This is a genomic window from Aquabacterium sp., from assembly GCF_049274795.1.
Lineage (GTDB): Bacteria > Pseudomonadota > Gammaproteobacteria > Burkholderiales > Burkholderiaceae_C > Aquabacterium.
Map to the genome: position 1 here is coordinate 36,912 of NZ_JBASTH010000042.1, position 26,182 is coordinate 63,093.

Sequence of the window (26,182 nt, forward strand, 5' to 3'; positions counted from 1 at the left end):
GTTGGGCGTACGGGTAGGCCAGCGGGAACGTGGGGACGGACTGGGTGGCCGGTGCGTGGAAGTTGGTGAAAGGCCTTGAGACTGCGGTGGCCGCGCGCTCAGCGCGGTGCCATGCGGATCGCGCCGTCCAGGCGCACGCTCTCGCCGTTGAAGTAGCCGTTGGTCAGCATCACTTCCACCAGCTGCGCGTATTCATCGGGCTCGCCCAGGCGCTTGGGGAAGGGCACGGATTCAGCCAGCGCAGCCTTGACGTGGTCCGGCGCGGCCTGCAGCAGCGGCGTATTGAAGATGCCCGGCAAGATGGTGTTGATGCGGATACCTTCGCTCATCAGGTCGCGCGCGATGGGCAGGGTCATGCCCACGATGCCGGCCTTGGAGGCCGAGTAGGCCGCCTGGCCCATCTGGCCGTCCTCCGCAGCCACGGAGGCCGTGTTGACGATGGCACCGCGCTCGCCGTCCTGCAGCAGCGGCAAGGTCAGCATGCCGGCCGCCGACTTGGCGATGCAGCGGAAGGTGGCCACCAGGTTGACCTGGATGATGCGGTCGAAGCCGGCCAGCGGGAAGTGGCGGATCTCGCCGCTGGTCTTGTCGCGGCTGGCCGTCTTGGTGGCGTTGCCGATGCCGGCGCAGTTGACCAGGATGCGTTCCTGGCCATGGCGGCTGCGGGCGCGCTGCAGGGCGGCGTCCACATCGGTGTCCGAGGTCACGTCGACCTGGCAGAACACGCCGCCGAGGTCACGCGCCAGGCTTTCGCCCAGATCGGCATTGAGATCGAAGATGGCGACCTTGACGCCCTGGGCCGCCAGACGGCGGGCCGTGGCCGCGCCCAGGCCCGAGGCGCCACCGGTCACGACGGCTGCGATGCTGGAATCGAGTTTCATGGGGATGAGGAAGGGATGTTGTGAAAGAGGTCCGAGGCAGGCAGGTGCTCAGCGGTGAAAGCTCTCGCCCTGCGCGGCCATGGCGCGCATGCGGGCCGTGGCGCAGTACGCGGGGCCCAGCGAGGCATAGCGCTCGCTCAGCGCCACCACCTGGGGCAGGCCCAGCCAGTCGGCGTACTTGAGCGCGCCGCCCAGGTAGGCGGGCAGGCCCAGGCCCATCATCAGGGCCATGTCCACCTCGGCCGCCGAGGCCACCACGCCGTCTTCCAGCGCGTGGGCCGATTCGATGATCATCGGCAGCATCATGCGTTCGACGATCTCCTCGCTGGTGAAGCGGTGCTGGCCTTCGGTCTGCAGGCTGCGCACCAGTTCGCGCGCCTCGGGCGACGAGGTCTTGCGCGGCTTGCCGCCTGCATCGGGCGCGTAGCGGTAGAAGCCTTCGCCTGTCTTCTGGCCGTAGCGCTGGCGCGAGACCATCAGCTTGACCACGTTGCGCGCCACCGGCTTCATGCGCTCGGGGTAGCCGGCCGAGATGACATCACCCACGTGCGAGCCCACGTCCATGCCGACCACGTCCTGCAGGTAGGCCGGGCCCATGGGCCAGCCGAAGGCTTCCATCGCGCGGTCGACCTCTTCGAAGTCGGCGCCATCGGCCACCAACTGCAGGAAGGCGTTCACATAGGGCGTGACGATGCGGTTGACCAGGAAGCCCGGACAATCCTTGACCACGATGGGCGTCTTGCCCATGGCCAGGGCCTGCGACACCGCGGTGGCCACGGCCGCATCGCTGGTCTTGACGCCACGGATCACCTCGACCAGCGGCATCACCGGCACGGGGTTGAAGAAGTGCATGCCCACGATGTTCTCGGGGCGCAGCAGCGGGCGGGCGATGTCGTCGATGCGCAGGCTGGAGGTGTTGGACGCGATGATGGCGTCGTTGCGCACCGAGCCTTCGAGCACACCCAGCACCTGCTGCTTGATGTCCAGGCGCTCGACCACGGCCTCGATCACGAGGTCGACGGCGTCGAAGCCCCGGTCATCGAGCTGGGGCTTGATCGATTGCAGGATGGCGTCGGCCTTGTCCTGCGCCAGGCGGCCGGACTTGACCTGGCGGGCCAGCAGCTTGCTGGCCTCGCCCACACCCAAGTCCAGCTGCTTGCTGGCGATGTCCTTGAGCAGCACGGGCGTGCCGCGCAGCGCGGCCGTGTAGGCGATGCCGCCGCCCATGATGCCAGCACCCAGCACGGCCAGTTGCTTGACCTTGCCACCGCCCTGCCCCGTGTGCTTGCGCGAGACCTTCTTGATCAACTGGTCGTTGAGGAAGACCTGCACCAGCGCGCCAGCGGCCTGCGTCTTGGCGACACGGCCGAAGGCGGCGGCCTCCAGGGCCAGCGCCTTGGCGCGGTCCACGGCGGCGGCCTCGGCCATCATCTCGGCGGCGATCAGCGCGGCGGGCTGGTGCGGCGGGCTGTCGGCCTTGATCTTCTCGACCGCGGTGGCGAACAGGGTCTGGCGCTCGGCGTCAGACAGCGGCAGCGGGTTGCGCTTGCGGGCCTGTGCGGCCTTCCAATCCACATGTCCATCGGCAGCGCTGCGCAGCAGGGCCAGGGCCTCGGCGCGCAGGGCCGCGGGCTCGGCCACCTCATCGACCACGCCGACCGCCTTGGCGGCAGCAGCCTTGGCGGGCTTGCCGCTGGCGATCCAGTCCAGCGCGGCCTGCGCACCAGCCACGCGCGACAGGCGCACCGTGCCGCCGAAGCCCGGGAACAGGCCCAGCTTGACTTCGGGCACGCCCACCTGCGCGGCGGTGGACATCACGCGGTGGCTGGCGGCCAGGGCCAGCTCCAGCCCGCCGCCCAGCGCGAAGCCATTGATGGCCACCACGCTCGGGAAGGGCAGGTCTTCAAACGCCACGAAGATCTGGTTCTTGACCAGCACGCCGCTGGCGATCTGCTCGGCACTGTCCTTGAACATCTCGCCGAATTCCTTGATGTCGGCGCCGACGATGAAGACATCCTTCGCGCTGGTGACCAGCACGCCGCGCACATCCCCGGCCTTGGCCAGCAGCTCGGTGGCCTGGCTGAACTCGTTCACCGTGCGGGCGTCGAGCTTGTTGATCGGTTCGTCCTTGGCGTCAAAACACAGTTCGACGAAGCCCTCGTCCAGCCTGCTCAGGCGGATGCTGTCACCTTGAAACACGTGCGCTCCTTGTTCGCCATGGCCTCATGCCATGCCTTTGCTTGCACTGTAGAAATCGGGCCCTGCGGGGTCCATCGTCCAAAGGGACGAATCACGAGGCGCGCAGGCCGTTCACGCCGCTCAAGCCGCCCAGTTGCTCGCCACCTGCAGGCGCTCGCGGCACTGCCCCACCATGCGCTCGATCAGCTCGGCACAGGTGGGCACGTCGTCGATCAGGCCGATGCACTGGCCAGCACTCACGATGCCGCCATCGACCACGCCGCTGGCCAGGGCCGCGCGGCCACGCTGGCCGGACACCAGCGGGCGGATCTCTTCGAAGGTGCAGCCACCCTCGCGGCGCTCCATCGACAGCACCTCGTCGGCGATGGCGTTGCGGAACACGCGCGCGGTGTTCTTGAGCGTGCGGAAAATCAGCGCGGTGTCGCGTTCGCTGCCGCGCACCAGCGCCTGCTTGATGTCGTCGTGGATGGGGGCTTCCTGCGTCACGCAAAAGCGCGTGCCCATGTTCACGCCCTCGGCGCCCAGGGCCAGCGCGGCGGCCATGCCGCGCCCGTCGGCGATACCGCCCGAGGCGATCACGGGGATCTTGAGCTGGCGCGCCGCAGAGGGGATCAGCACCAGGCCGCCTACGTCGTCCTCGCCCGGGTGGCCCGCGCATTCCAGGCCGTCGATGGAGACCATGTCCACGCCATTGCGCTCGGCCGACAGGGCATGGCGCACGGTGGTGCACTTGTGCACGATGGTGACACCCGCTGCCCTGAAGCGCTCGATGAATTCCTTGGGGCTGTTGCCAGCGGTCTCGACGATCTTCACACCGCCCTCGATGATGGCCGACACGTATTCGGCATAGGGCGGCGGCGTGACCGTGGGCAGGATGGTGAGGTTGACGCCAAAAGGCTTGCTCGTCATCGAACGGCAGCGTTCGATCTCCTGGCGCAAGGCATCCGGCGTGGGCTGCGTGAGCGCCGTGATGATGCCCAGGCCACCGGCGTTGGAGACGGCCGAGGCCAGTTCGGCCAGGCCCACCCACATCATGCCGCCCTGGATGATGGGGTAGGCGATGCCCAGTCGTTCACTCACGCGTGTCTTCATGTCCGTTGTCCTGAGAAAGTGCGGGATGGGGATAGAGGCGATGCGGGGCCTGCGTGGCCCGCTCGCGCAGCCAGGGCGGCACGCAGAAGCGGTCGCCGCTGGCGGATTCGGCGGCCAGGCGGTCGCACTGCGCGACAAAAGCCTGCACGCCCTGGGTGTCGATGAAGGAGATGGGGCCGCCCGTCCAGGCGGGGTAGCCCAGTTCGCGCACGGCCACCACGTCGGCCTGGGCCGGGTCGTCGATCACGCCCTCGTCCAGGCAGCGCGCGGCTTCCAGCGCGGAGGCGCTCAGCCAGCGCCACGTCACCACGGCCACATCGGGTTGGTTGGGCGATGCGGGGTGATCAAGGTCATTGAGATCGGCCGGCGGCACGAAGCCAGCCTGGAGTGCCGCGTTGCGCATCAGCGCAGGGCTCACGCCATCTGCGGCCAATGCGCGCGCCTCATCCGCATGGGCGCGCACCAGGCGGCCGGCACAGCGGTCGGCCGGGTAGCGGGTGGCTGCGGCCCATTGCCGTGTCAGGCGCGGACCATTGACGTGCAAGGTGCGCAGGCGGTTGCGCGCCACGGGCCCGGCCAGCAGCAGGCTGAAGTGGCGGGCCTCCAGCGCCAAGGCCTGATCGAACGGCAGTTGCGTGCCTTCGTACACGCAGGCCAGGATGGCCAGGGGCGCAGGCTCGCGGTCCTGCGTGTCGCGGCGCACGCGCGCCACGCCCACACCGAAGCTGCTGTTGGCGTGCGGGGCCATCGCGCCGGCGCCGCCAGGCACCTTGAAGCCTTTCACATCCCAGGGCTGCACGGCATCCGGGTTGGCCAGCACCCAGCGGCGTGCGGCCGGGATCACTTCCTTGGCACTCACCACTTGGTCAACCAGGCCCAGTTGCAACGCCTCGGCCGGCGGCACCTGGCGCCCCGACAGCAGCAGCGGCAGCGCGGCCGGGATGCCGATCAGGCGCGGCAGGCGCTGCGTGCCGCCACCACCGGGCAGCACACCGAAAGTCACTTCCGGCAGGCCGACCACGGCACGCGGGCTGTCGGCCAGCACGCGGTGGTGACAGGCCAGCGCCAGCTCATAACCACCGCCCAGGGCCGCGCCCTGGATGGCCGCCGCCACCGGCTTGCCGCAGCGCTCCAGCGCGCGGATGGCCTGTTGCGCGGGTGTCAGCACGCCCATGATCTGCGCGGCACTCAGGCCGGCCTCGTGCACAGCCAGCAGGTCTTCCGGGGCGCCGCCACTGCAAAAGCCCGTGACCTTGCCCGAGGTGATGACCAGCCCGCAGATCTCGCTGCTGTCCTTCACGTGGGCCACGGCGGCAGCCAAGTCGGCCAGGAAGCCCGGCGTGAAGGCGTTGTCGGCACGGCCCTTCACGTCCATCGTCAGCAGGGCCACGCCATTGGCATCGACCGACAGGCTGAGGTTCTCCCATTGATGTTCACGCATCGCGGTGTCCTCAGGTGCGCTCGATGATCAGCGCGGTGGCCTGTCCGGCCGCCGCGCACAGGGTGACCAGGCCCGTGGCCGCGTCACGCCGTTCCAGTTCGTCCAGCACCGTGCCCAGCAGGATGGCGCCCGTGGCGCCCAGCGGGTGGCCCAGCGCGATGGCGCCGCCGTTCACGTTCACGCGGTCGTGGCCGATGTCGAAGTGGCGCATGTAGGCCAGCGGCACCACGGCAAAAGCCTCGTTGACTTCGAAGAGATCGATGTCGCGCACGCTCATGCCGCAGCGCGCCAGCACGCGTTCGGTCACGGGCATCGGCCCGCCCAGGCTGATCAGCGGCTCGGACGCACAGCTCGCGCTGCCCCGGATGCGCGCACGGGGCTTGAGGCCCGCGCGCTGCCCGAAGGCCTGGCTGCCCAGCAGCACCGCGCAGGCGCCATCAACGATGCCGCTGGCATTGCCGCCGGTGTGCAGATGCTCGATGGCCGCCAGTTGCGGGTAGCGCTGCAGCACGATGGCATCGAAGCCTTCTTCGCCCAGGCCAGTGAACACGGGCTTGAGCTTGGCCAGATCGGCCAGGGTGGTGCCGGGGCGCAGGGCCTCGTCACGCGCCAGCACCACTTGCCCAAGTTCGTCAAGCACCGGCAGCAGGCTGCGATCGAAGTAGCCGCCTGCCTGCGCGGCACCAGCGCGTCGCTGGCTTTCGCACGCGTAGGCATCGAGGTCATCGCGCGTGAAGCCGCCCAGCGTGGCCATCAGGTCGGCGGCCACGCCGTTGGGGATGTAGGGGTGCTGGCGGCCGATGGTGGGGTCGGTGTAGGTGGCGCCGCCATCGCTGCCGATGGCCACGCGCGACATCGACTCGACGCCCCCGCCGATCACGGCCTCGGCCTGGCCGGCGGCGATCAGCGCGTGGCCCATCTTCAGGGTGTCCAGCGCAGAGGTACAAAAGCGGTTGAGCTGGTAGCCCGTGACGCCATCGCCATAACCGGCGGCCAGCAACGCGGCGCGTGCGATGTCGGCGCCCTGCTCACCCACGGGCATGACCACGCCCAGGCCGACGTCATCGATCTGGTCCGGATCGAGGCCGTTGCGCGCCCGCAGGCCCTGCAGCACCTGGGCCGCCAACCGCACCGGCGGGGTCGCATGCAGCGCACCTTCCGGACGGCCCTTGCCGCGCGGCGTGCGCACATGGTCGTAGACAAACACATCGTTCATGCGGTTCCCTGGGGGGTGGAGGTGGCCACCTGACTCTAGGGATGTGCCTGCATGCTGCCCATCGTCGGATCCGACGGAACACAGCCCGCGAAGGACTAGGTTTTGCCCGTACAGACAAAGACATTAATGCAGATTGACAATCCCGCTGACCCGGTACACAGCCGCGCGCGATGGCGTGGCCTGCCCGTATCGATCACAGACCTTCCCCAGACCACGGCCCGGCCGCACAACAGGTACCGCCATGCCCATCGTCTCGCCACCCCCCATCACCGCCGCCCCCCGCCCCAAGGACATGGACACGCCGCCGCCATCGCCGGGCCTGGCCGCCAAACTCAACCCCATGGGTGCCAGCGCCCTGCAGGTGCTGCGCACCGTGGCCTGCGACCGCATCGTGCAGGCCAGTGCCGCCAAGCTGGTGCTGGTGCGCGCGCCCGCCGGCTTCGGCAAGACCACTGCCATGCTGCAAGCCAGAGCCGGCCTCGAAGAGCAAGGCATCGCCACCGCCTGGCTCACGCTGGACCGCGCCGACAACGATGTCTCACGCTTCCTGGCCGGGCTGACCGCCGCCGTCACGCGCCTGGCCATGGAGCCCGCGGAAGGCACGGCCGTGGACGTGGTCGAGTCACTGGCCCGCCACAGCGCACCCTTCACGCTCTTCCTCGATGATTTCGAGCTGATCCAGGAGCCAGCCGTGCTGGGCCTGGTGCGCGAGATCATCGACCACCTGCCCCGCCGTGGCCAGTTGGTGATCGGCTCGCGCAGCCTGCCGGACCTGGGCCTGGGCCGCCTGCGCGCGCGCGGCCAGTTGATCGAGGTGGACACCGAACACCTGCGCTTCAGCCTGGAAGAGGCCTCGCACTTCTTCCAGCTGCGTGGCACGCCCGCCATGGATGCCGACGCCCTGGCCCAACTACACAGCAAGACCGAAGGCTGGGTGGCCGCCCTGTGGCTGGCCTCGATGGCGCTGGAGCGACGCGGCACGGGCAGCGATTTCATCGCGCGCTTCTCGGGCTCGAACCGCGCCATCGCCGACTACCTGGCCGAGGACGTGCTGGCCCACCAGAGCACCGAGGTGCGCGAGTTCCTGATGCGCACCAGCATCCTGCGCCAGCTCAACGTGTCGGTGTGCCAGGCCCTGAACCCGCGGCTCGATGCCGGCGCCATCCTCGAACAACTCGACAGCGCCAACCTGTTCCTCACGCCCGTCACCGGCGTGGAGGGCCGCGGCCCGCTGTGGCGTTATCACAGCCTGTTCGCCGATTTCCTGCGCAACCAACTGGCGCGCGAACACCCGGAAGAACTGCCCCGCCTGCACCTGGCCGCCTCAGCCTGGTACGAGGCGCAGGGCCAGGCCGTGCCTGCCGTGGAGCACGCCATCGAGGGCGGCGACCACCCGCACGCGCTGAACCTGCTCGCGCCCCATGCCGACGCGTTCCTGTTCAAGGGCCAGTTGCGGCTGCTGGCGCGCTGGTTCGGCGTGATCCCGGACGATGCCCTGGCCGCCCACCCGCCGCTGCAGGCCATCCGCGTGTGGGCCACCTGCTTCACGCAAGGCCCCTGGCAGGCCATGGCGCAGTTGGAGCGCATCGGGCCGGACCAGACTGATCCCGTCGTCACAGCCAACGTCAACGCACTGCGCCCGCTGCTGCTGGCCATGATGGACCGCTACGAGGACGCCTACCGCGTGGGCCATGAAAGCCTGGCCACGCTGCCCAGTTCCAGCCCCTTCGCCGACAGCGTGCTCACCAATGCGATGGCGAACGTGGTGTCCGTGATGGGCCACCACCACGAAGCCCACCGCCTGCTCGATGCGGCACGCGCCTGCCAGGGCTCCAGCCCCTTTGTGCGCATGTACACCGAATCGATGGAAGGCCTGCTCGATCTGCAGGAAGGGCGCCTGCGCCAGGCTTCCGCGCGTTTCCGCATGGCCGTGACCGGCGGGCACAGCACCACCTACAACCACACCAATGGCCACGCCTGGGCCGGCATCTTCTATGCCTCGGCGATGTACGAGACCGACCAGCTAGACCAGGCCGAGCACCTGCTCAATGTGTACCTGCCGCTGGCGCGCGATGTGGGCCTGCCCGACCACATGATCCTCAGCCACGTGCTGCGCTCGCGCATCGCTTTCCAGCGCGGTGACATCGACGCGGCCTTCCACGTGCTGACCGAGCTGGAGTACCTGGGCCACCACCGGCAACTGCCACGCGTGGTGGCCAGCGCCAAGCTGGAGCGCTCGCGCATGATGCTGCTGCAGGGCCATGCCCAGGCCTCGCGCGACGAACTGGCCCGCGCCAACGACCAGATCCTGTGGCAGCGTGTGGCCCGCCAGCGCCTGCCCGCCCATGAGCTGCACGACCTGCGCCTGGCGCGCCTGCGCTGGGAAATCTGCTTCGGCGATGCGCAACAGGCCATGGCCCCGCTGCAGGAAGAGATCATGGATGCGCAAGCCCGCACACGCCATGGCCGCGCCTTCAAACTGCGTGTGCTGCAGGCCCTGGCCCAACAGCGCATCGGCGACATCCTGGGCGGCACGGAAACCTTGCTCGGGGTGCTGCGCCAGACCTGCCACGACGGCTTCATCCGCCTGATCCTGGACGAAGGCCCGGCCGTGGCCATGCTGCTGCACCGGTGCCAGGCCCATCTTCAGGCCCAGCAGGCCAATCCGCAGAACGCGGCCAACGAGCCAGACGATCCGATCTTCACGGAGTACCTGCAGCGCCTGCTCAAGATCGCGGGCCCCGTGGTGCTGGCCGATGCCGAATCCGCCGGTGCGCCGGCCCAGCCTCTGGCCGAACCGCTCACGCGCAAGGAGATCCGTGTGCTGCAACTGCTGGCCGAGGGTTACTCCAACGGCGCGATGGCAGAAAAGCTCTTCGTGTCGGACAGCACCGTGCGCACGCACCTGCGCAACATCAACCTCAAGCTGGGCACGCACAGCCGCACGCAGGCCGTGGCCATCGCGCGCAAGCTGGCGGTGATCCGCTGACCCGGTGATGGGTCAGCGGCGCACGGCGCGCTTCACAGCGCCCGTGCGATCACCTCTTTCATGATCTCGTTGGTGCCGCCGTAGATGCGCTGCACCCGGGCGTCCGCGTACATGCGGGCGATCATGTATTCGTTCATGTAGCCGTAACCGCCGAAGAGCTGCAGGCACTCGTCGACCACGCGGCCTTGCGTCTCGGTGGCCCACAGCTTGGCCATGGAGGCCGTGGCCGTGTCCAGCGTGCCCTCCACCAGGCGCTCGACGCACTGGTCGATGAAGGCGCGGCCCACCTTGATCTGCGTGGCCACCTCGGCCAGCTTGTAGCGCGTGTTCTGGAACTCGGCCACCGGCTTGCCGAAGGCACGGCGCTCACGCGTGTAGGCCAGCGTGGCCTCGTAGGCGCCTTCCATGGCGGCCAGTGCCGTCACGCCGATGATCAGGCGCTCGTAGGGCAGGTCGCTCATCAACTGGAAGAAGCCCTTGCCTTCCTCGCCACCCAGCACGGCATCCTCGGACACCCACACCTCGTCGAAGAACAGCTCGGAGGTGTCCTGCGCCTTCAGGCCGATCTTGTCGAGCACGCGGCCCACGCTGTAGCCCTTGGCGCCTTCGGTCTCCACGATCAGGATGGAGGTGCCGCGTGCGCCCTGGCTCGGGTCGGTCTTGGCCACCACCAGCACCAGGCCGGCCAGGTAGCCGTTGGTGATGAAGGTCTTGGTGCCGGAGATGGCGTAGCCGCCGTCGCGCTTCTCGGCCTTGGCGCGGATGGCCTGCAGGTCGGAGCCGGTGCCAGGCTCGGTCATCGCGATGGCGCCCACCAGCTCGCCGCGCGCCATGCGCGGCAGATAGCGTTGGCGCTGGGCCTCGGTGCCGTGGTTGAGGATGTAGTGCGCCACGATGGCATGCACCGAGGTGCTGATGCCGGTGAGCGCACGGCGCGCCAGCTCCTCGTACACGGTGGCTTCGTGGCGGAAGTCACCGCCGCCGCCCTCGTACTGCTCGGGGATGTCGGTGCACAGCAGGCCGTTGGCGCCGGCCTTGTGCCAGAGCGCGTGGCCCACGTTGCCGCGCTTGCGGGCCTCTTCATCGTGCGGCAGCACTTCGTTCTCGACGAAGCGCGCCACGTTGTCTCGGAACAGGTCCAGGTCGGGGTCGCTCCAGGTGCGACGGGTATCCAGCGTCATGACGCCTCTCAATAGGAAGAATGGAAAAGGGGATCAGTTGACCGAGCGCTTGCGGCCGGCCCAGAAGGGCTCGCGCAGGATGAACTTCTGCAGCTTGCCGGCGGGCGACAGCGGCAGCTCGGTGCGGAACTCGACGCTGCGCGGGCACTTGTAGCCAGCGATCAGCGCTTTGCAATGGGCGATCAGGGTGGCCTCGTCCAGCGTGACGCCCTCGCGCAGCACCACCACGGCGTGCACGCGCTCGCCCCAGTGGTCATCGGGCACGCCGATCACAGCCGACATCGACACCTGCGGCAGTTGGGCGATGGCGTTCTCGACCTCTGCGGTGTAGACGTTCTCGCCGCCGGTCACGATCATGTCCTTGATGCGGTCGACGACGTAGAGGTAGCCCTCCTCGTCCATATAGCCGCCGTCACCCGTGTGCATCCAGCCATCGCGCAGGGCCGAAGCGCTCTGCTCGGGCTTGTTCCAGTAGCCCTTCATCACCATGGGGCCGCGCGCGACGATCTCGCCCACGGTGCCTGCAGGCACTTCCTGGCCGACGGGATCGACGATGCGCACTTCAGCGATGGGCACGGGCTTGCCGGCCGAGCGCAGGCGCTTCTCCTGGTTCGGGCCCGGGCGGTGGTCGTGCGGCAGCAGCACCGAAATGGTGGGGGCCAACTCCGTCATGCCATAGGCCTGGCAGAACTCGGTGTGCGGCAGGGCCTTCATGGCCTGGTCCAGCAGGGCCGCGTCGATGGGCGCAGCGCCGTAGAGCAGCATGCCCAGGCTGGACAAATCGAATTCCTTGAAGCGCGGGTGATCGACCAGGCGCTTGATCATCGTGGGCACCAGGAAGCTCTCGGTCACCTTGCGCTTCTGGATGGTCTGCAGGATGTTGACCTCGTCGAAAATGGGCACCACCACCTGCGTGGCCAGGCGCTGGATCAACTGCAGCGACAGGCCGCAACCGGCCACGTGGAAGAACGGCGCGACCACCAGGCCCACCTTGTCGCCCGGGCGCGGCACGGCGGCCACGGCGCTCAGCGCGTTGATGTAGAGGTTGGTGTGCGTGAGCGTGACGCCCTTGGGCTGGCCCGTGGTACCGCCCGTGTACATCACGGCGGCCAGGTGTTCGCCGTGGTGGCGCACATCCTGGGCAGGCTGTGCCTCGGCCATCAGTTGCTCGTAGCTCAGCATGCCGGCGGGCGCCTCGCCGTCATCGCAATAGACCAGGGTTTTGAGGCTCTTGGAGGTCTCGCGCAGCATCGCGGCCTGGGGCGCGAAGAACTTGTCGACCAGCAGGATGCGCGTGTCGCAGTCGTCCAGCGAGTAGCCCACCTCGGCAGGGCTCCAGCGCACGTTGACGGGGTTGATCACGCCGCCGCCCCACCACACGCCGTACAGGTACTCGACATAGCGGACCGAGTTGAGCGCCATCATGCCGACGCGGTCACCGGGCTGCATACCGAGCTTGCGCAGCACAGCGGCCAGGCGCGAAACGCGATCGGCCAGTTGCTGGAAACTGAGCTCCTGGTCGCCACAGGTCACGGCCAGGGCGTTGGGGCATTCGCGCACGGCCTTGTGCAGGGCTTGGGTGAGTTGCATGAGGGGGGTCTCCTTCCTTGTGTCCGAGGTCTACAGGCTCTCGGGGGGTACTGACGATTCTGTCGATGAGGGGCCGCCGCGCCACCGGGCAATCCCGGCCTCGCTCAAGCCCCAATCGCGCAGCACGTGCTGCGGCTGGCGCGACACCCGGCGCCGCGGCGGGGCAGCCGGCGTGCGGCTGAAACGGGGCGCCGGTGCAGGCTGCACCACGCCGTCCACGGACACGAAGGTCTCGCGAGCGCGGTTGTGCGGGTGGCGGGGCGCCTCGTCCCAATCGAGCACGGGCGAGAAGCACGCATCGCTGCCTTCGAGGATGCGGCACCACTCATCACGCGTTCGGGTGCGGAACACATCGGCCATGCGCAGCTTGAGCAGGGGCCAGCGTGCGGCATCCATCTGCGCATCGAAGGCCTGGTCCTGCACGCCGCACAGCTCCAGCAACTGGGCGTAGAAAGCCGGCTCGATCGCGCCGATCGCCACGTACTTGCCATCGGCGCAGGCATAGGTGTCGTAGAACGGCGCGCCGCCATCGAGCAGGTTGGCGCCGCGCTGGTTGCTCCAGCGGCCCGCGGCCTTGAAGCCATACAGGGCCGACGACATCAGGGCTGCGCCATCCACACAGGCTGCATCCACGACCTGGCCATGGCCGGATCGCTGCGACTCGTATAACGCAGACAAGACGCCGAAGGTGAGCAACATGCCGCCGCCACCGGCATCACCCAGGTAGTTCAGCGGCGGCGCCGGGGCATCGTGGTCACGCCCCATGGCGTGCAGGGCCCCGCTGATCGCGATGTGGTTGATGTCGTTGCCGGCGGTGTGGGCCAGCGGGCCGTACTGGCCCCAGCCGGTCATGCGGGCGTAGACCAGGCGCGGGTTGCGCGACAGGCAGACTTCGGGCGGCAGGCCCCAGCCCTCCATCACGCCGGGGCGGTGGCCCTCGATCAGCACGTCGGCGGCTTCCACCAGGTGCAAGAAAGCCTCAATCGACTCGTCGGCCGGCAAGGCCAGCGGCAAGGTCTGGCGCCCTCGCGTGGTCACGTCGCGCGGGTCATCGCGCACCGGCACGCCTGGCCCTGCGATGCGCAGCACGGCGGCACCCATGTCCGCCAGCATCATCGCGCCAAAGGATGTCGGGCCGGCGCCGGCCATCTCTATCACTTTCAGCCCCTTCAAAGGACCCGACATCAAGCGTCTCCTGCGTGCCAGTACGCCTGGCTGAGCACGCATCCTCGGCGAGCGCCCACCGAAGGGCCATCGTCAGATCCGACGAAGTTGGACGCGCCGCAACCCATGCGCACCGTGCGACGGTGATCAGAAAAATCGTCAGAACTGACGAGAGATGGCGCGCGCCCCAAGCCCTACTGTTCGAGCCTGCCGTCGCCACCCTCGTCCGTCACCGGGTCGCAGCGGCGCCGAGCCCTCGCTGAGACAGCGATCCCCACAAGGCGATCAGGAGACCAACCGTGAACACATCCCCCAGGCGGGCCGTCCAGCTCGCCGCCATTCCCTTGCTCACCATGGCCGGCCACGCGCTGGCCAGCGAACTGCCCCTGCTGGACATGCAGGACATCCGCGCCCCCTTCTCGGCGGCCTGCGAGGGCAAACCCGATTCAACGCCCCTGCCCGTGGACCCGCGCATGCTGGTCACAGAAAACGTCAACAAGCCCGGCACGGCCATCCAGTTCAACGCCTTCTACGTTGACCTGCACAACCCGCCCGAGCCCTATGTGTCCAAGCTGCCGGCCCGTCCGCAGACCTGTGGCCAGTTCCGCGCCGCTTCTTACCGTGGCTACAAGTTCATCACCGGCAAGCAGTACTTCCAGCCCTTCAGCACCGCGCTGGGCTACGCCAACCTGTGGAAGGTGTGGGGCCTCAAGAGCCGCCCGGCCGACTTCGACGAGCAGGTGATCAAGCGCTACGGCTACACCTCCGCGGACTACCGCAACCCCTACCCGCTGCCCGGCGAAGACCCGAACAAGACCAACGGCGGCAGCGGCCAGTTGCCCCTGGGCTTCATGCAGGACAAGACCAAGGACGGCAAGTGGAACGGCCTAGTCGGCGTGACCTGCTCGGCCTGCCATGACTCCCGCCTGGGCACCAAGGATGAGCGCCCCTTCGCCTGGGGCCGCTCCAACGACGCCAACGATGCGGGCGTGACCCAGTCGGACATCTTCCGCGCCAACGGGCCCACCGTGGTGCTGCAGATCGCCCCGATCCCCTGGAGCGTGGGCCGCGGCACCACCGATGCCATCGGCATCGTGGACGCCCTGCCCGCCATCTGGGACATGGACTCGATCCTGCTGTCGCCCAGCCTGCTGGAATGGTTCCCCAACCACGCGGCCGGCATGTCCAAGACGCCGCACTGGTGGCACCGTGCCTGGAAGCCCCGCCAGTTCTGGGACGGCGCCCTCACCTCCGACAACGTGCGCTCGGAAATGGCCTTCGCCGTGGCCAACGTGATGCGCAGCGCCGCCGAGCGCCGCAACATCTACTACGAGTTCGAAGACATCAACGTCTGGCTGCTGTCGCTGTCGCCCCCCAAGTGGGACCAGGGCCCCATCGACACCGCGCTGGCCGAGAAGGGCGCCGTGATTTTCCACGAGCGTGACCTGTGGGCCAACGGCGCCAACGCCGGCATCCCCAAGCAGCCCGGTAACGGCTCCTGCGCCAGCTGCCACGGTGTGTACTCGCCCCGCCACGCCGCCAACCCGGCCTTCCTGCCTGATCCGCGCCTCAAGGGTGTGGCGGGCGTGATCACGCCGATGGCCACCATCCAGACCGACGACAAGCGCGTCGGCGTGATGGAAGACGAGCGCAAGCGCCGTGCCTGGCAGACCTCCTGGTTCGCCTACAACGAGCTGAACCCGAAGTGGACCGGCTGGAACGACAACCTGCTGATCAGCCAGCTGCGCCGCGCTCCTCGCCGCATGTATGACCTGGGTTACACCGCACCGGCCAAGTTCTCGCCCACGGGCCCCAACGAGTGGATCAAGCCCATCGGCTACGTGGCCCCGCCGCTGTACGGTGCATGGCAAGGCGCCCCGTACTTCCACAACGGCAGCGTGCCCACGCTGTGGGATGTGCTGCAGCCCGGATCGGCCCGCCCCAAGATCTGGCAGCGTCAGTACACGGCGCCCGGCATCGGCGGCAAGAACCAGGGCTACGACCACAGCCTGGCGTCCTATGACTTCAAGAAGCTGGGATGGAAGGTCACGGACCTGCCGTGCAACAACAACCAGAACACGGCTTCGCCCTTCCTGCCCTGCTCCAACGGCATGGAGACGATCGACCAGATTTTTGCGGGCATCGCCAACGCGGTCGGCGCCAACAACTCGCTGCTCTACCAGTCGCCGCCGCCTGTCACGGACAAGCAGATCCAGTCGCGCATGGTGTTCAACACCCACCTGTACGGCCAGGGCTCTGGCGGCCACGACTTCGTGCAGTCGCTGACCGACGACGAACGCTGGGCCCTGCTGGAGTACCTGAAGACCCTGTGATCCATCCACCTCCTTGCTGACACCACGGCCGGGGAGAGTGCGCAAGCGCTCTTCCTGGCCGCAGCCACAACAGCACGCCCTATTCGTTCAACACGACCGAGCCAAGCATGAACGCACCCACCAGCACTTCAGCCCCTGGCGCCCGCCCATCCTTGCGATTGTTGGCGGGCATGATCGTTTTCGTCGCCGTGACCAGCGGCATTGGCATCGCCTTGCTGGGCCATCCGGCTGGCGCCATCGCCAACGATGCGCCGCAAGCCGACGCCGCCAATGCCGCCGATACCACGAGCAGCAAGGCACCATCGCCCGCCACTGCCGCAGCCCAGAGCGATGCGCCGGAGCAGAGCGCCGAAGCCAAGGCGCCGCAAGCCTCGGGCGCTGCCACCGCCCAACAGCCGCCCGCCGATCCCGAAGCCATGGTGGCCCGCCTGGCAGAGCGCCTGGAGAAGGAGCCCAACGACGCCGAAGGCTGGCAGATGCTGGGCCGCTCCTACACGGTGATGGACCGCCCCGCCGATGCCGTGAAGGCCTACCGCCAGTTGGTCAAACTCAAGCCCGATGACTCGCAGGCCCTGTCCGACCTGGGCCGCGCCATCGGCCACGCCAACGGCCGCCGCATCAACGAGGAAGCCGAGACCCTGCTCAACAAGGCCCTGCAAAAAGACAACGGCAACGTGATGGCCCATGCCCTGCTGGGCAAAACCGAGCTGGAGCGCGGTCAGCCCCTCAAGGCCCGCGAGCACTGGGAAGCCGCGCTGGCGGCACTGGACCCGCAGCACCCCTTCGCCGACAGCCTGCGCAGCGCCATCAAGATGACCGAGCCACGTGCCACGCCCGCTGCGCCGGACACCGCTACGACCACACCTCCCGCCGCTTCCGCCAGTTCCTCCACCACATCCACCACCACCGCAGCCCCGAAACGCCACTGAGCAGCACCATGAGCACGACCGCCTACACCATGACCATCGACGGCAAGGCCGTCACCTCCGCCGCCTCGATCAACGCCATCGATCCGGCCACCGAGCAGGTGATTGCCACCGTGCCCGATGCCTCGCGCGAACAGCTCGACCAGGCCGTGGCTTCCGCGCGCCATGCCTTGAGCGCCTGGGCCGCCACGCCGCTCAATGAGCGCCGCGCCGTGCTGGGCCGCATCGCCGGCATCCTGGCCGCCAACGCGCCCACGCTGGGCGCCCTGCTCTCGCTGGAGCAAGGCAAGCCGCTGGCCAAGGCCCAGGAGGAGGTGTTCATCTCTGCCCATTGGTGCGCCGAGGTGGCCAAGCTGCCGCTGGAGCCTGACACCGTGACCGACACGCCCGAATCGCTGGTGCAGGTGCACCGCGTGCCCGTGGGTGTGGTGGGCGCCATCGTGCCCTGGAACTTCCCCGTGGCCCTGGCCTTCTTCAAGATTGCCCCGGCCCTGCTGGCGGGCAACACCATGGTGCTCAAGCCCTCGCCCATGACGCCGCTGACCGCCCTCAAGTTCGGCGAGCTGCTGCGCGAGGCGCTGCCCCCTGGCGTCTTCAACGTGGTGAGCGGCGGCGATGCGCTGGGCCCGTGGATGACTGCTCACCCCGGCATCGACAAGATCAGCTTCACCGGCTCGACCGCGACCGGCCGCAAGGTGATGGAGAGCGGCGCGGCCACGCTCAAGCGCCTGACGCTGGAGCTGGGCGGCAACGACGCGGCCATCGTGCTGCCCGATGTCGACGTGGACGCCGTGGCCGCCACCATCTTCTGGGGTGCCTTTGCCAACAGCGCGCAGTTCTGCCTGGCCATCAAGCGCCTGTACATCCACGACGCCGTCTACGACAAGCTGGCCCAGGCCCTGGCCAAGCTGGCCAACAGCGTGAAGCTGGGCGCCGGCACCGAGCCCGGCGTGGAGCTGGGGCCTGTGCAGAACAAGGCGCAGTTCGAGCGCCTGAAGGGCCTGCTGGCCGACTGCAAGGCGCAGGGCTACAAGATCCTGGCCGGCGGCGAGGTGGCCGACAAGCCGGGCTACTTCTTCCCCGTCACCTTGATCGACAACCCGCCCGAGACCAGCCGCATCGTGCAGGAAGAGCCCTTTGGCCCCATCCTGCCGCTGCTGCGTTTCACCGACATCGACGATGCCGTGGCGCGCGCCAACGCCTCGCCCTATGGTCTGGGCGGCTCGGTATGGACGGCCGACGAGGCAAAGGGCCTGGCCATTGGCCGGCGCCTGCAGGCCGGCACCGTGTGGGTCAACGAGATCCACACCATCGCGCCCAACAAGCCCATGGCCGGCCACAAGCAATCGGGCCTGGGCGTGGAGCAAGGCGAGGATGGCCTGCTGGAATACACGCTGCCGCAGACCGTGTCGCTCAAGCGCACGGCAGGAGCCGGTGCATGAGCACGCCTGCTGCCACTGCATCGCCCGAGGCGCAAGGCCAGGCCAGCGACGCAGGCCAGACCACCTCGCTGCTGCGTGGCGGCTGCCTGTGCGGCCAGGTGCGCTACACCGCCCAGGCCGAACGGGCCACGGCCATGGTGTGCCACTGCCGTGATTGCCAGAAGCAGTCGGGCTCGGCCTTCTCCGTGCTGTTCGCGCTGCCCGCCACTGACCTTGCCCTCGAAGGAGAACTCAAGACCTTCCTGGGCACGGCCGACAGCGGCCGCACGGTGCACCGCCGCTTCTGCGGTGAGTGCGGCTCGCCGATGCTGACCGAACTGCCCGCCCGGCCCGGCCTGCTGGTGGTCAAGGCCGGCACGCTGGACGACCCAGCCTGGCTGCGCCCGCGCCTGCACCTGTGGTGCGACAGCGTACAGCCTTGGGTGAGCCTGCCCACCGACGTGCCCTGTCTGCCCAAACAGCCGCCTGGCAGCTGACCTCTGTATCAAAGCCCCCGCCGCAACACGCTCTTGCCCCATCCCCACCATGAGCCTGCAATCGCGACAACTGGCCCTCTCACGAGGAGGGCGTGTGCTGGTCGAGCACGTCGACATCGACGTGCCCCCCGGCCAGGCCCTGCATGTGCGCGGCCGCAATGGCTGCGGCAAGACCAGCCTGCTGCGCGCACTGTGCGGCCTGACCCCGATCCACACGGGACAGTTGCACTGGCATGGCCAGCCGTACACGCAGCAGCGCGAGGCCTTGCGGCAGACGCTGCTCTACATCGGCCACGGGCCCGGGCTGAAGGACGACCTCACACTGGGCGAGAACCTGCGCACCGCAGCCGCTTTGTCAGGGCGTGCGTGCTCCGCGGCACAAGCCCGCACCGCACTGGCCCGCCTGGGCCTGGCCGACCGCGTCGATGCCCCCGTGCGCACGCTGTCGCAAGGCCAGCGGCGCCGTGGCGCCCTGGCGCGCCTGGCCCTGTGGCCCGCCACACAGCCTGATGCGCCCCCCCTGCTGGTACTCGATGAGCCCTTCAATGCGCTGGACCGCCAATCCGCCACCGCACTGAGCACCTTGCTGGACGAGCACCTGGCCGCAGGCGCCGTGCTGGTCTACACCACGCACCAGGAGGCGCCTACCCTTGTCGCCCCCACCCAGGCGCTCGACCTCGACCGCCACCGCGTCCGGCGCACGGCCGTGCCCAGCGCCACGCCCATCCGTCAGGAGCCCCATCGTGAGGCCGAGACCTGCTGATGGGGCGCACCTTCTGGGCCGTGCTGCGGCGCGACGTGCTGCTGGCCAGCCGCCGTCGGGCCGAAGCCTTCACGCCGTTGTTCTTCTTCGCGATGGCCTCTGCCCTGTTCCCGCTGGGTGTGGGCCCCGAGGGCGGCCTGCTGCGCGCGATGGCACCGGGCGTGCTGTGGGTCACCGCGCTGCTGGCCAGCCTGCTGTCGCTGGGCCGCCTGTTCGAGCAGGACTGGGCCGACGGCACGCTCGAGCAGATGCTGCTCTCGCCCGAGCCCCTGGCGCTGATCGTGCTGGCCAAGGTGATCGCACACTGGCTGCTGGCCGGGCTGCCGCTGGTGCTGCTGTCACCACTGCTGGCCCTGCAGTTCGGGCTGGCGCCCGATGCCATGGGGGCGCTCACCTTGAGCCTGCTGCTGGGAACCCCTGTGCTCAGCTTGCTGGGCGCGATCGGCGCGGCCCTGACGCTGGGCTTGCGCGGCGCGGGCGTGCTGGTCTCGCTGCTGGTACTGCCACTGTGCATGCCCGTGCTGATCTTCGGCGCAGGTGCCGCTGGGGCCTGGGCCGGCCCGCAAGGCCCCTCGGCCAACCTGCATCTGCTGGCGGGCCTGCTCGCCGGTGCGCTGGCCCTGTGCCCATGGGCCACGGCCGCGGCCCTGCGCCTGGCCCTGGAATAAACCACACCACAAAGACAACAGCCCCGCTGAAGGAGACCCCATGAACACCGGCACCTTGCGCTCGCCACCGACACGCCGACCACGCCCCTGGCTGCTGCCAGTGCTGCAGTTCGCGGCCCCCCAACGTTTCTACCCCGTGGCCGGCAAACTGGCCTCGGGCTTCATGCTGCTGGCCATCGCCTTCACCGCCCTGGGCCTGTGGGTGGGCCTGGGCCTGGCGCCCACCGACCATCAGCAGGGCGAGGCCTACCGCATCATCTTCGTGCACGTGCCCGCGGCCTGGCTGTCGATGCTGATCTACCTGCTGATGGCTTTCTGGGCCGTGATCGGCTGGGTGTTCAACACGCGCCTGTCGTCGATGATGGCGCGCGCCCTGGCGCCCACCGGCGCGCTGTTCACTTTCCTGGCCCTGTGGACAGGCGCCCTGTGGGGCCAGCCCACCTGGGGCACCTGGTGGGTGTGGGATGCGCGGCTCACGTCGGAGCTGATCCTGCTCTTTCTCTACATCGGCTTCATGGCGCTGCAGGCAGCCACCGATGACCCGCAGCGGGGCGACCGTGCCGGCGCGCTGCTGGCCCTGGTCGGCGTGGTCAATATCCCCATCATCTACTTCTCGGTCACCTGGTGGAACACGCTGCACCAGGGCGCCACCATCCGCATGACGGCCGCGCCCACCATCGCCGACACCATGCTGCTGGGCTTGGTGCTGTGCACCGCCGGCTTGTGGGCGTATGCCATCGCCGCCACCTTGAAACGCCTGCGCTGCCTGATCCTGGAGCGTGAGCAGGACACGCAATGGGTGGCCCGCCTGCCGGAGGTGACACGATGAGCGCGGTGTACTGGAGCAGTTGGCAAGCCTTCATCGAGATGGGCGGCTATGGCCTGTACGTGTGGGGATCGCTGGGCATGATGCTGGCGGCGATCGCGCTGGAGCAGATCCTGTTGGCACAACGCCGCCAGGCGGCCACCCGTGCCATCCACGCCCGGCTGGATGCGCCTGACAACGATGATGGGCATGCCGATCAGAAGGAAAGCCTTGCATGAGCCCGGTGCGCCGCAAACGCCTGGCCCTGGCGGCCTTGAGCCTGGTGGCCCTGGGCGCCTCGGCGGCCCTGGTGCTGTCCGCGTTCGAAAAAAACCTGGTGTTCTTCTTCACACCCACGCAGATCATCTCGGGCGAAGCCCCGGCTGATCAGCGCCTGCGCGTGGGCGGCCTGGTGCAGGTGGGCAGCATCAAGCGCCATGCCGATGGGCTCACCGTGAGCTTCGTCGTGACCGACACCGTGCAGCACGTGCCCGTGCTCTACACGGGCCTGCTGCCCGACCTGTTCAAGGAAGGCAAGGGCGTGGTCGCCCAGGGCCGGCTGGGGCCGGACAAGGTCTTCAAGGCCGACGAGGTGCTGGCCAAGCACGACGAAAACTACATGCCGCCCGAAGCCAGCGCCGCGCTCAAGCAGGCGGCCAACGGCAAGGCACCCGCTGAAGGAAAGAACCCATGAACGCACAGATCGGACACAGTGCGCTGGTCCTGGCTCTGAGCCTATCGTGCCTGCTGGGCCTGATGCCCTTGTGGGGCGCGGCGCGTGGCCTGAGCAGCTGGATGGCCCTGGCACGGCCCCTGGCCATTGGCGTGTGCCTGCTGGTGGGCCTGTCCTTCGGCTGCCTGGTCGCTGCCTTCATCGACAAGGATTTCAGCCTGGCCTATGTGGCGCGCAACGCCAACTCCCTGCTGCCGCTGCAGTACCGGATCGCGGCCAGTTGGGGTGGCCATGAAGGCTCGCTGCTGCTGTGGCAGTTGATGCTCAACGCCTGGGCCATGGCCGTGGCCCTCTTCGGCCGCGACATGGATGCGCCGCTGCGCGCTCGCGTGCTGGGTGTGCTGGGCCTGATCAGTGCGGGCTTTCTGAGCTTCATGCTGATCACCTCCAACCCCTTCCAAGCCATCTCACCCGTGCCTGCTGATGGCGCAGACCTCAACCCCCTGCTGCAGGACGCGGGCATGATCTTCCACCCGCCGCTGCTCTACATGGGCTATGTGGGCTTCTCGGTGGCTTTCGCCTTCGCCATCGCCGCGCTGCTCAGCGGGCAGCCCGATCCGCTGTGGGCCCGCCGCGCACGGCCCTGGACGCTGACGGCCTGGTCCTTCCTGACCCTGGGCATCCTGCTGGGCAGCTTCTGGGCCTACTACGAGCTGGGCTGGGGCGGCTGGTGGTTCTGGGATCCGGTGGAGAACGCGTCCTTCATGCCCTGGCTGGTGGGCACAGCGCTGCTGCACTCGCTGGTCGTCACCGAAAAGCGGCAAGGCTTTCGCAGCTGGACGGTGCTGCTGGCCATCCTGGCGTTTTCGCTTGCGCTGCTGGGCACCTTCCTCGTCCGCTCGGGCGTGCTGACCTCGGTGCATGCCTTCGCCTCGGATCCGGCGCGCGGCCGCTTCATCCTGGTGATGCTGTCGCTGGTGATCGGCGGCTCGCTGGCCCTGTACGCCTGGCGCGCGCCGAAGTGGGCCAGCGGCCCGGCCTTCGGGTGGCTGTCTCGTGAAGCCTCGCTGATGCTCAACAACCTGTTCCTGGTGGTGGCCGCTGGCACCGTACTGCTGGGCACGCTCTACCCGCTGGCGGTCGATGCGCTGAACCTGGGGCGCATCTCGGTCGGCCCGCCCTACTTCGAATCGGTCTTCGTGCCGCTGATGATGCCACTGCTGCTCGCGCTGCCCATCGGCCCCTGGCTGGCCTGGCGCCAGACCGAGCCCACGAAGGCCAGGCAGATGCTGCGCTGGAGCGCCCTGGCCGCCGTGCTGCTGGGCGCGAGCCTGTCCCTCAGCCGCATCGGCTCGCCCATGATGGCAGCGGGCGTGGCGCTGGGCGCCTGGATCCTGCTGGCCACGCTGCGTCATGTCGTGTCGCGCGCCAAGGGCTCGCTGGGCTGGCTGGCCGGGCTGCGCCAGCAGCCCCCCGCCTACTGGGGCATGGTGGTGGCGCATGCCGGCATCGGCGTGTTCGTGCTGGGCGTGACCCTGCTCAAGGGCCTGGCGCATTCGCAGGATCTCAGCCTGCGGGTGGGCGAATCCGTCGATCTGGGCGGCTACCGCTTCGCCATGCAATCCGTGCAGGAACTGGACGGGCCCAACTACATCGCGGCCCGCGCGCGCTTCGAGATCACACGCGATGCCCAGGTGGTGTCCGTGCTGCACCCCGAGCGGCGCATCTACACCGTGCAGCGCATGCCGATGACGGAGGCCGCCATCGACCGCGGCGTGCTGCGTGACCTGTACGTGTCACTGGGTGGCACCACCGATGAAGGCCGCTGGGGCGTGCGTGTGCAGGTCAAGCCCTTCATGGGCTGGGTGTGGGCCGGCTGCCTGTTGATGGCCGGTGGCGGCCTGATCGCCGCTTTCGACCGCCGACGCAAGACCGCCCGTGCCAAGGCCGGTGCGCCCGATGCAGCCCCCCTGCCTGCGGCCACCGCATCTACGTCCACACCCAAGCCAGCATCCGCCTGAGCCCTACGGAGCCTCACCACCATGCTTCGCTACTTTCTGCCACTGGGCATCTTCCTGGCCCTGGCCGCCATGCTGTGGCAGCCGCTGGGGCGTGCGCCCACCGCCCTGCCATCGCCCTTGGTGGACCACCCCGTGCCCCGCTTCAGCCTGGCACCGCTGCCCACCGATCTGCCCAGCGCAGGCATGGGCACCGCCACGCCCGCGCCGTTCAACCCGGCCCAGATGCAAGGGCGTGTCTGGATGCTCAATGTGTGGGCCTCATGGTGCGCGGCCTGCCGCGAAGAGCACCCGCTGCTGGTGGACCTGTCGCGCACGCACAGCGTGCCCATCGTGGGCCTGAACTACCAGGACGATCCCGTCAAGGGCCGGGCCTGGCTGAACCACCATGGCGATCCCTACCTCACCACCGCGCAGGACGTGGATGGCCGTGTCGGCATGGAACTGGGCGTCTACGGCGTGCCCGAGACCTTCGTGATCGACAAGCAGGGCCGCATCCGCCTGCGCCATGCCGGCCCCATCACCCCGCAGGTGCTGCAGGACAGCCTGCTGCCCCTGATCGCCGAACTGGAGCGAGGCTGACATGACCACCCTGTCGCACCGACTCACGCAGGCCAGCCTGGTGGCTTTGCTGGCAGGCACCCTGCCTGCCCACGCCCTGGTGCCGGACGGCCTGCCCCCCACCGGCGCCGGCCCCGTACCGGTAGGCCCCCATGGCGATGCCCACCTCGAAGAGCGCGTGAACAGCCTGGCCTCCGAACTGCGCTGCCTGGTTTGCCAGAACCAGACTGTGGCCGAGTCCACCGCACCGCTGGCACGCCAGCTCAAGGCCGAGGTGCGCACACAACTGGCCGGTGGCGCCACCGAGCAGCAGGTGCGTGATTTCATGGCCCAGCGCTATGGTGACTTCGTGCTGTACCGCCCACCCGTCACCCAGCTCACGTGGCTGTTGTGGGGCGGGCCGCTGGCCCTGCTGGGGCTTGGCGCCCTGCTCATCGTCCAGCGGCGTGCGCGCCCAGGCACCGAGCCCAAAGACGCCGCCTCCGACCACAACGACGCGCCGGACAGCATCTGGTAAGCCCCTGCGCTGCATTGGGCGCAGGCCGCTGGTGTATCGTGCGCGCCGATGAGTGTTTCCGCGCCTGCCCTGCCTCCTACTGAACTGCGCCGACGCATCACCGCCATCGACGCCCTGCAAGGCTTTTGCCGGCTTCATGCGCCGCACCACGCACGCGTGGGTGCGCTCTCTCTGAGAAAGGACACATGATGACTGACAAGGTTGCCATCGTCACCGCAGGTGGCAGCGGCATGGGTGCTGCCGTTGCGCGGCGCCTGGCCGCAGACGGATTCCACATCGCCATCCGTCCTCGTCGGACAAGGGCGAAGCCCTGGCCACCGAACTGGGCGGCCTCGGCGTCACGGGCTCGAACCAGTCCATGGACGATCTGAGCCGCATCGTGCAGCAGACGCTGGACCGTCGGGGCCGCGTCGACGTGCTGGTCAACAGCGCAGGCCATGGTCCGCGCGGGCCTGGCATCCTTCACCAAGATCTTCACGGACACCTACGCGCCGCACAACATCCGCATGAACAACGTGCTGCCAGGCTGGATCGACAGCCTGCCCGCCACGGATGCGCGCCGCAGCACCGTGCCGCTGGGGCGCTACGGCAAGGCCGACGAGATCGCGGCCACGGTGGCCTTTCTGGCCTCCGAAGGTGCTGCCTACATCACCGGCCAGAACCTGCGTGTTGACGGCGGGCTGACGCGCTCGGTGTGATCCTGCCTGCCGCTGGTGAGCCGCACTGTATGCTCTCCACGGCCTCACTGTTTCACACCTCGCAACCCCACACCCGCCAGCCTTGAGAACCGACAGCCGCCTCTCCCGCATGCTGCACGTGCTGCTGCACATGGCACGCGACGACCAGCCCTTCACCTCCGAGCGCATCGCCGAGATGCTGGGCACCAACGCCGCCGTGGTGCGCCGCACGATGGCCGGGCTGCGCAAGGCGGGCATGGTGTCGTCAGAGCGAGGCCCCCAGGGCGGCTGGCGGCTGGCGTGTGACCTTCGGCAAGTGACGCTGCTGGACGTGCACCAGGCGGTCGGGGGCCCCACGCTGTTCACCATCGGGCCCGACCGCAACGATGCCAACTGCGCCGTCGCACGCGTCGTCAACGATGCCTTGGCTGACTCGCTGCAGCAGGCCGAGGCCCTGCTGCTCTCACGCCTGGGCGCCGTCACGCTGGCCGACCTGGCCCGGCAGTTCGACGCGCAATGCCGCCTGCGCGACACACGCCACCCCGATCCTCATAAGCCATCACGCTGAAG

At 68.7% G+C, this 26,182-nt stretch carries 23 protein-coding genes; 15 read left to right on the forward strand and 8 right to left on the reverse strand.

Annotated features, from left to right (window positions below):
- Positions 1–98: 98 nt before the first annotated feature.
- From WAQ08_RS07075 to WAQ08_RS07095, 5 genes are all read right to left on the reverse strand, one after another.
- Positions 99–881: an SDR family NAD(P)-dependent oxidoreductase gene (locus WAQ08_RS07075; protein WP_422190382.1), complete on the reverse strand. Its 783-nt coding sequence runs from the start codon at positions 879–881 to the stop codon at positions 99–101.
- A 48-nt stretch (positions 882–929) separates the two neighbouring features.
- Positions 930–3,080 carry a fatty acid oxidation complex subunit alpha FadB gene (fadB, locus tag WAQ08_RS07080; RefSeq protein WP_422190384.1) on the reverse strand — a complete coding sequence of 717 codons (2,151 nt, stop codon included), beginning with the start codon at positions 3,078–3,080 and terminating at the stop codon, positions 930–932.
- A 120-nt stretch (positions 3,081–3,200) separates the two neighbouring features.
- Positions 3,201–4,172: an NAD(P)H-dependent flavin oxidoreductase gene (locus tag WAQ08_RS07085; RefSeq protein WP_422190386.1), complete on the reverse strand. Its 972-nt coding sequence runs from the start codon at positions 4,170–4,172 to the stop codon at positions 3,201–3,203.
- Entirely contained in the window at positions 4,153–5,613 is a 1,461-nt protein-coding gene (locus tag WAQ08_RS07090; RefSeq protein WP_422190388.1) for an enoyl-CoA hydratase-related protein, read from the reverse strand. The genes WAQ08_RS07085 and WAQ08_RS07090 overlap by 20 nt, the downstream gene beginning before the upstream one ends.
- Positions 5,614–5,623: 10 nt before the next feature.
- Positions 5,624–6,829: an acetyl-CoA C-acetyltransferase gene (locus WAQ08_RS07095; RefSeq protein WP_422190390.1), complete on the reverse strand. Its 1,206-nt coding sequence runs from the start codon at positions 6,827–6,829 to the stop codon at positions 5,624–5,626.
- A gap of 241 nt (positions 6,830–7,070) precedes the next feature.
- Here WAQ08_RS07095 and WAQ08_RS07100 point away from each other — a divergent pair, with 241 nt between their 5' ends.
- On the forward strand, positions 7,071–9,818 hold the full coding sequence (locus WAQ08_RS07100; RefSeq protein ID WP_422190392.1) for a LuxR C-terminal-related transcriptional regulator: 2,748 nt from the start codon (positions 7,071–7,073) through the stop codon (positions 9,816–9,818).
- Positions 9,819–9,850: 32 nt separating this feature from the next.
- Here WAQ08_RS07100 and WAQ08_RS07105 read toward each other — a convergent pair whose 3' ends face one another.
- Genes WAQ08_RS07105 through WAQ08_RS07115 form a run of 3 tightly spaced genes read right to left on the reverse strand, consistent with a single transcriptional unit; the run spans position 9,851 to position 13,774 of the window.
- A complete protein-coding gene (locus WAQ08_RS07105; RefSeq protein ID WP_422190394.1) occupies positions 9,851–10,999 on the reverse strand; it encodes an acyl-CoA dehydrogenase family protein in 1,149 nt (382 codons plus the stop codon).
- 33 nt (positions 11,000–11,032) lie between these two features.
- Complete coding sequence (locus WAQ08_RS07110; protein ID WP_422190396.1) at positions 11,033–12,589, reverse strand: acyl-CoA synthetase; 1,557 nt, start codon at positions 12,587–12,589, stop codon at positions 11,033–11,035.
- A gap of 30 nt (positions 12,590–12,619) precedes the next feature.
- On the reverse strand, positions 12,620–13,774 hold the full coding sequence (locus WAQ08_RS07115) for a CaiB/BaiF CoA transferase family protein (RefSeq protein WP_422190398.1): 1,155 nt from the start codon (positions 13,772–13,774) through the stop codon (positions 12,620–12,622).
- Positions 13,775–14,052: 278 nt separating this feature from the next.
- On the opposite strand from WAQ08_RS07115, the gene WAQ08_RS07120 reads away from it, so the two are divergent.
- The 14 genes from WAQ08_RS07120 to WAQ08_RS07185 all read left to right on the forward strand — a co-directional run bounded on the left by WAQ08_RS07120 (position 14,053) and on the right by WAQ08_RS07185 (position 26,180).
- On the forward strand, positions 14,053–16,086 hold the full coding sequence (locus WAQ08_RS07120; protein WP_422190400.1) for a hypothetical protein: 2,034 nt from the start codon (positions 14,053–14,055) through the stop codon (positions 16,084–16,086).
- A gap of 107 nt (positions 16,087–16,193) precedes the next feature.
- The gene (locus tag WAQ08_RS07125) at positions 16,194–17,015 is read left to right on the forward strand and encodes a tetratricopeptide repeat protein (protein ID WP_422190402.1); all 822 of its coding nucleotides are present in this window, start codon (positions 16,194–16,196) and stop codon (positions 17,013–17,015) included.
- A gap of 8 nt (positions 17,016–17,023) precedes the next feature.
- Positions 17,024–18,454, forward strand: a complete 1,431-nt coding sequence (locus tag WAQ08_RS07130; protein ID WP_422190404.1) for an aldehyde dehydrogenase family protein — start codon at positions 17,024–17,026, stop codon at positions 18,452–18,454.
- Entirely contained in the window at positions 18,451–18,930 is a 480-nt protein-coding gene (locus tag WAQ08_RS07135) for a GFA family protein (protein WP_422190406.1), read from the forward strand. Before WAQ08_RS07130 ends, WAQ08_RS07135 begins: the two co-directional genes overlap by 4 nt.
- 49 nt (positions 18,931–18,979) lie before the next feature.
- Positions 18,980–19,693 (forward strand): cytochrome c biogenesis heme-transporting ATPase CcmA, encoded by a 714-nt coding sequence (gene ccmA / locus WAQ08_RS07140; RefSeq protein ID WP_422190408.1) that lies wholly within the window; start codon positions 18,980–18,982, stop codon positions 19,691–19,693.
- On the forward strand, positions 19,693–20,361 hold the full coding sequence (gene ccmB, locus WAQ08_RS07145; protein ID WP_422190410.1) for a heme exporter protein CcmB: 669 nt from the start codon (positions 19,693–19,695) through the stop codon (positions 20,359–20,361). The genes ccmA and ccmB overlap by 1 nt, the downstream gene beginning before the upstream one ends.
- Positions 20,362–20,401: 40 nt before the next feature.
- Positions 20,402–21,190 (forward strand): heme ABC transporter permease CcmC, encoded by a 789-nt coding sequence (ccmC, locus tag WAQ08_RS07150; RefSeq protein ID WP_422190412.1) that lies wholly within the window; start codon positions 20,402–20,404, stop codon positions 21,188–21,190.
- Positions 21,187–21,405 carry a heme exporter protein CcmD gene (ccmD, locus tag WAQ08_RS07155; protein WP_422190414.1) on the forward strand — a complete coding sequence of 73 codons (219 nt, stop codon included), beginning with the start codon at positions 21,187–21,189 and terminating at the stop codon, positions 21,403–21,405. The genes ccmC and ccmD overlap by 4 nt, the downstream gene beginning before the upstream one ends.
- Positions 21,402–21,860 (forward strand): cytochrome c maturation protein CcmE, encoded by a 459-nt coding sequence (gene ccmE / locus WAQ08_RS07160; protein ID WP_422190416.1) that lies wholly within the window; start codon positions 21,402–21,404, stop codon positions 21,858–21,860. The genes ccmD and ccmE overlap by 4 nt, the downstream gene beginning before the upstream one ends.
- Positions 21,857–23,860, forward strand: coding sequence for a heme lyase CcmF/NrfE family subunit (locus WAQ08_RS07165; RefSeq protein WP_422190418.1), 2,004 nt, complete (start codon positions 21,857–21,859; stop codon positions 23,858–23,860). The genes ccmE and WAQ08_RS07165 overlap by 4 nt, the downstream gene beginning before the upstream one ends.
- A 21-nt stretch (positions 23,861–23,881) precedes the next feature.
- A complete protein-coding gene (locus tag WAQ08_RS07170; RefSeq protein ID WP_422190420.1) occupies positions 23,882–24,439 on the forward strand; it encodes a DsbE family thiol:disulfide interchange protein in 558 nt (185 codons plus the stop codon).
- Between the two features lies 1 nt (position 24,440).
- Entirely contained in the window at positions 24,441–24,935 is a 495-nt protein-coding gene (locus tag WAQ08_RS07175) for a cytochrome c-type biogenesis protein (RefSeq protein WP_422190422.1), read from the forward strand.
- Between the two features lie 437 nt (positions 24,936–25,372).
- A complete protein-coding gene (locus WAQ08_RS07180) occupies positions 25,373–25,633 on the forward strand; it encodes an SDR family oxidoreductase (protein WP_422190424.1) in 261 nt (86 codons plus the stop codon).
- A 109-nt stretch (positions 25,634–25,742) separates the two neighbouring features.
- On the forward strand, positions 25,743–26,180 hold the full coding sequence (locus tag WAQ08_RS07185; RefSeq protein ID WP_422190482.1) for an Rrf2 family transcriptional regulator: 438 nt from the start codon (positions 25,743–25,745) through the stop codon (positions 26,178–26,180).
- Positions 26,181–26,182: the final 2 nt, after the last annotated feature.

Coding starts and splice junctions, on each gene's coding strand:
- ccmA (WP_422190408.1), top strand. CDS start 18,980: ATGAGCCTGCAATCGCGACAACTGGCCCTCTCACGAGGAGGGCGTGTG.
- WAQ08_RS07110 (WP_422190396.1), bottom strand. CDS start 12,589: ATGCAACTCACCCAAGCCCTGCACAAGGCCGTGCGCGAATGCCCCAAC.
- WAQ08_RS07090 (WP_422190388.1), bottom strand. CDS start 5,613: ATGCGTGAACATCAATGGGAGAACCTCAGCCTGTCGGTCGATGCCAAT.
- WAQ08_RS07125 (WP_422190402.1), top strand. CDS start 16,194: ATGAACGCACCCACCAGCACTTCAGCCCCTGGCGCCCGCCCATCCTTG.
- ccmD (WP_422190414.1), top strand. CDS start 21,187: ATGAGCGCGGTGTACTGGAGCAGTTGGCAAGCCTTCATCGAGATGGGC.
- WAQ08_RS07105 (WP_422190394.1), bottom strand. CDS start 10,999: ATGACGCTGGATACCCGTCGCACCTGGAGCGACCCCGACCTGGACCTG.
- WAQ08_RS07085 (WP_422190386.1), bottom strand. CDS start 4,172: ATGAAGACACGCGTGAGTGAACGACTGGGCATCGCCTACCCCATCATC.
- ccmB (WP_422190410.1), top strand. CDS start 19,693: ATGGGGCGCACCTTCTGGGCCGTGCTGCGGCGCGACGTGCTGCTGGCC.
- WAQ08_RS07115 (WP_422190398.1), bottom strand. CDS start 13,774: ATGTCGGGTCCTTTGAAGGGGCTGAAAGTGATAGAGATGGCCGGCGCC.
- WAQ08_RS07130 (WP_422190404.1), top strand. CDS start 17,024: ATGAGCACGACCGCCTACACCATGACCATCGACGGCAAGGCCGTCACC.
- WAQ08_RS07170 (WP_422190420.1), top strand. CDS start 23,882: ATGCTTCGCTACTTTCTGCCACTGGGCATCTTCCTGGCCCTGGCCGCC.
- ccmC (WP_422190412.1), top strand. CDS start 20,402: ATGAACACCGGCACCTTGCGCTCGCCACCGACACGCCGACCACGCCCC.
- WAQ08_RS07185 (WP_422190482.1), top strand. CDS start 25,743: ATGCTGCACGTGCTGCTGCACATGGCACGCGACGACCAGCCCTTCACC.
- WAQ08_RS07175 (WP_422190422.1), top strand. CDS start 24,441: ATGACCACCCTGTCGCACCGACTCACGCAGGCCAGCCTGGTGGCTTTG.
- WAQ08_RS07100 (WP_422190392.1), top strand. CDS start 7,071: ATGCCCATCGTCTCGCCACCCCCCATCACCGCCGCCCCCCGCCCCAAG.
- WAQ08_RS07165 (WP_422190418.1), top strand. CDS start 21,857: ATGAACGCACAGATCGGACACAGTGCGCTGGTCCTGGCTCTGAGCCTA.
- WAQ08_RS07135 (WP_422190406.1), top strand. CDS start 18,451: ATGAGCACGCCTGCTGCCACTGCATCGCCCGAGGCGCAAGGCCAGGCC.
- WAQ08_RS07075 (WP_422190382.1), bottom strand. CDS start 881: ATGAAACTCGATTCCAGCATCGCAGCCGTCGTGACCGGTGGCGCCTCG.
- WAQ08_RS07180 (WP_422190424.1), top strand. CDS start 25,373: ATGGTCCGCGCGGGCCTGGCATCCTTCACCAAGATCTTCACGGACACC.
- WAQ08_RS07095 (WP_422190390.1), bottom strand. CDS start 6,829: ATGAACGATGTGTTTGTCTACGACCATGTGCGCACGCCGCGCGGCAAG.
- ccmE (WP_422190416.1), top strand. CDS start 21,402: ATGAGCCCGGTGCGCCGCAAACGCCTGGCCCTGGCGGCCTTGAGCCTG.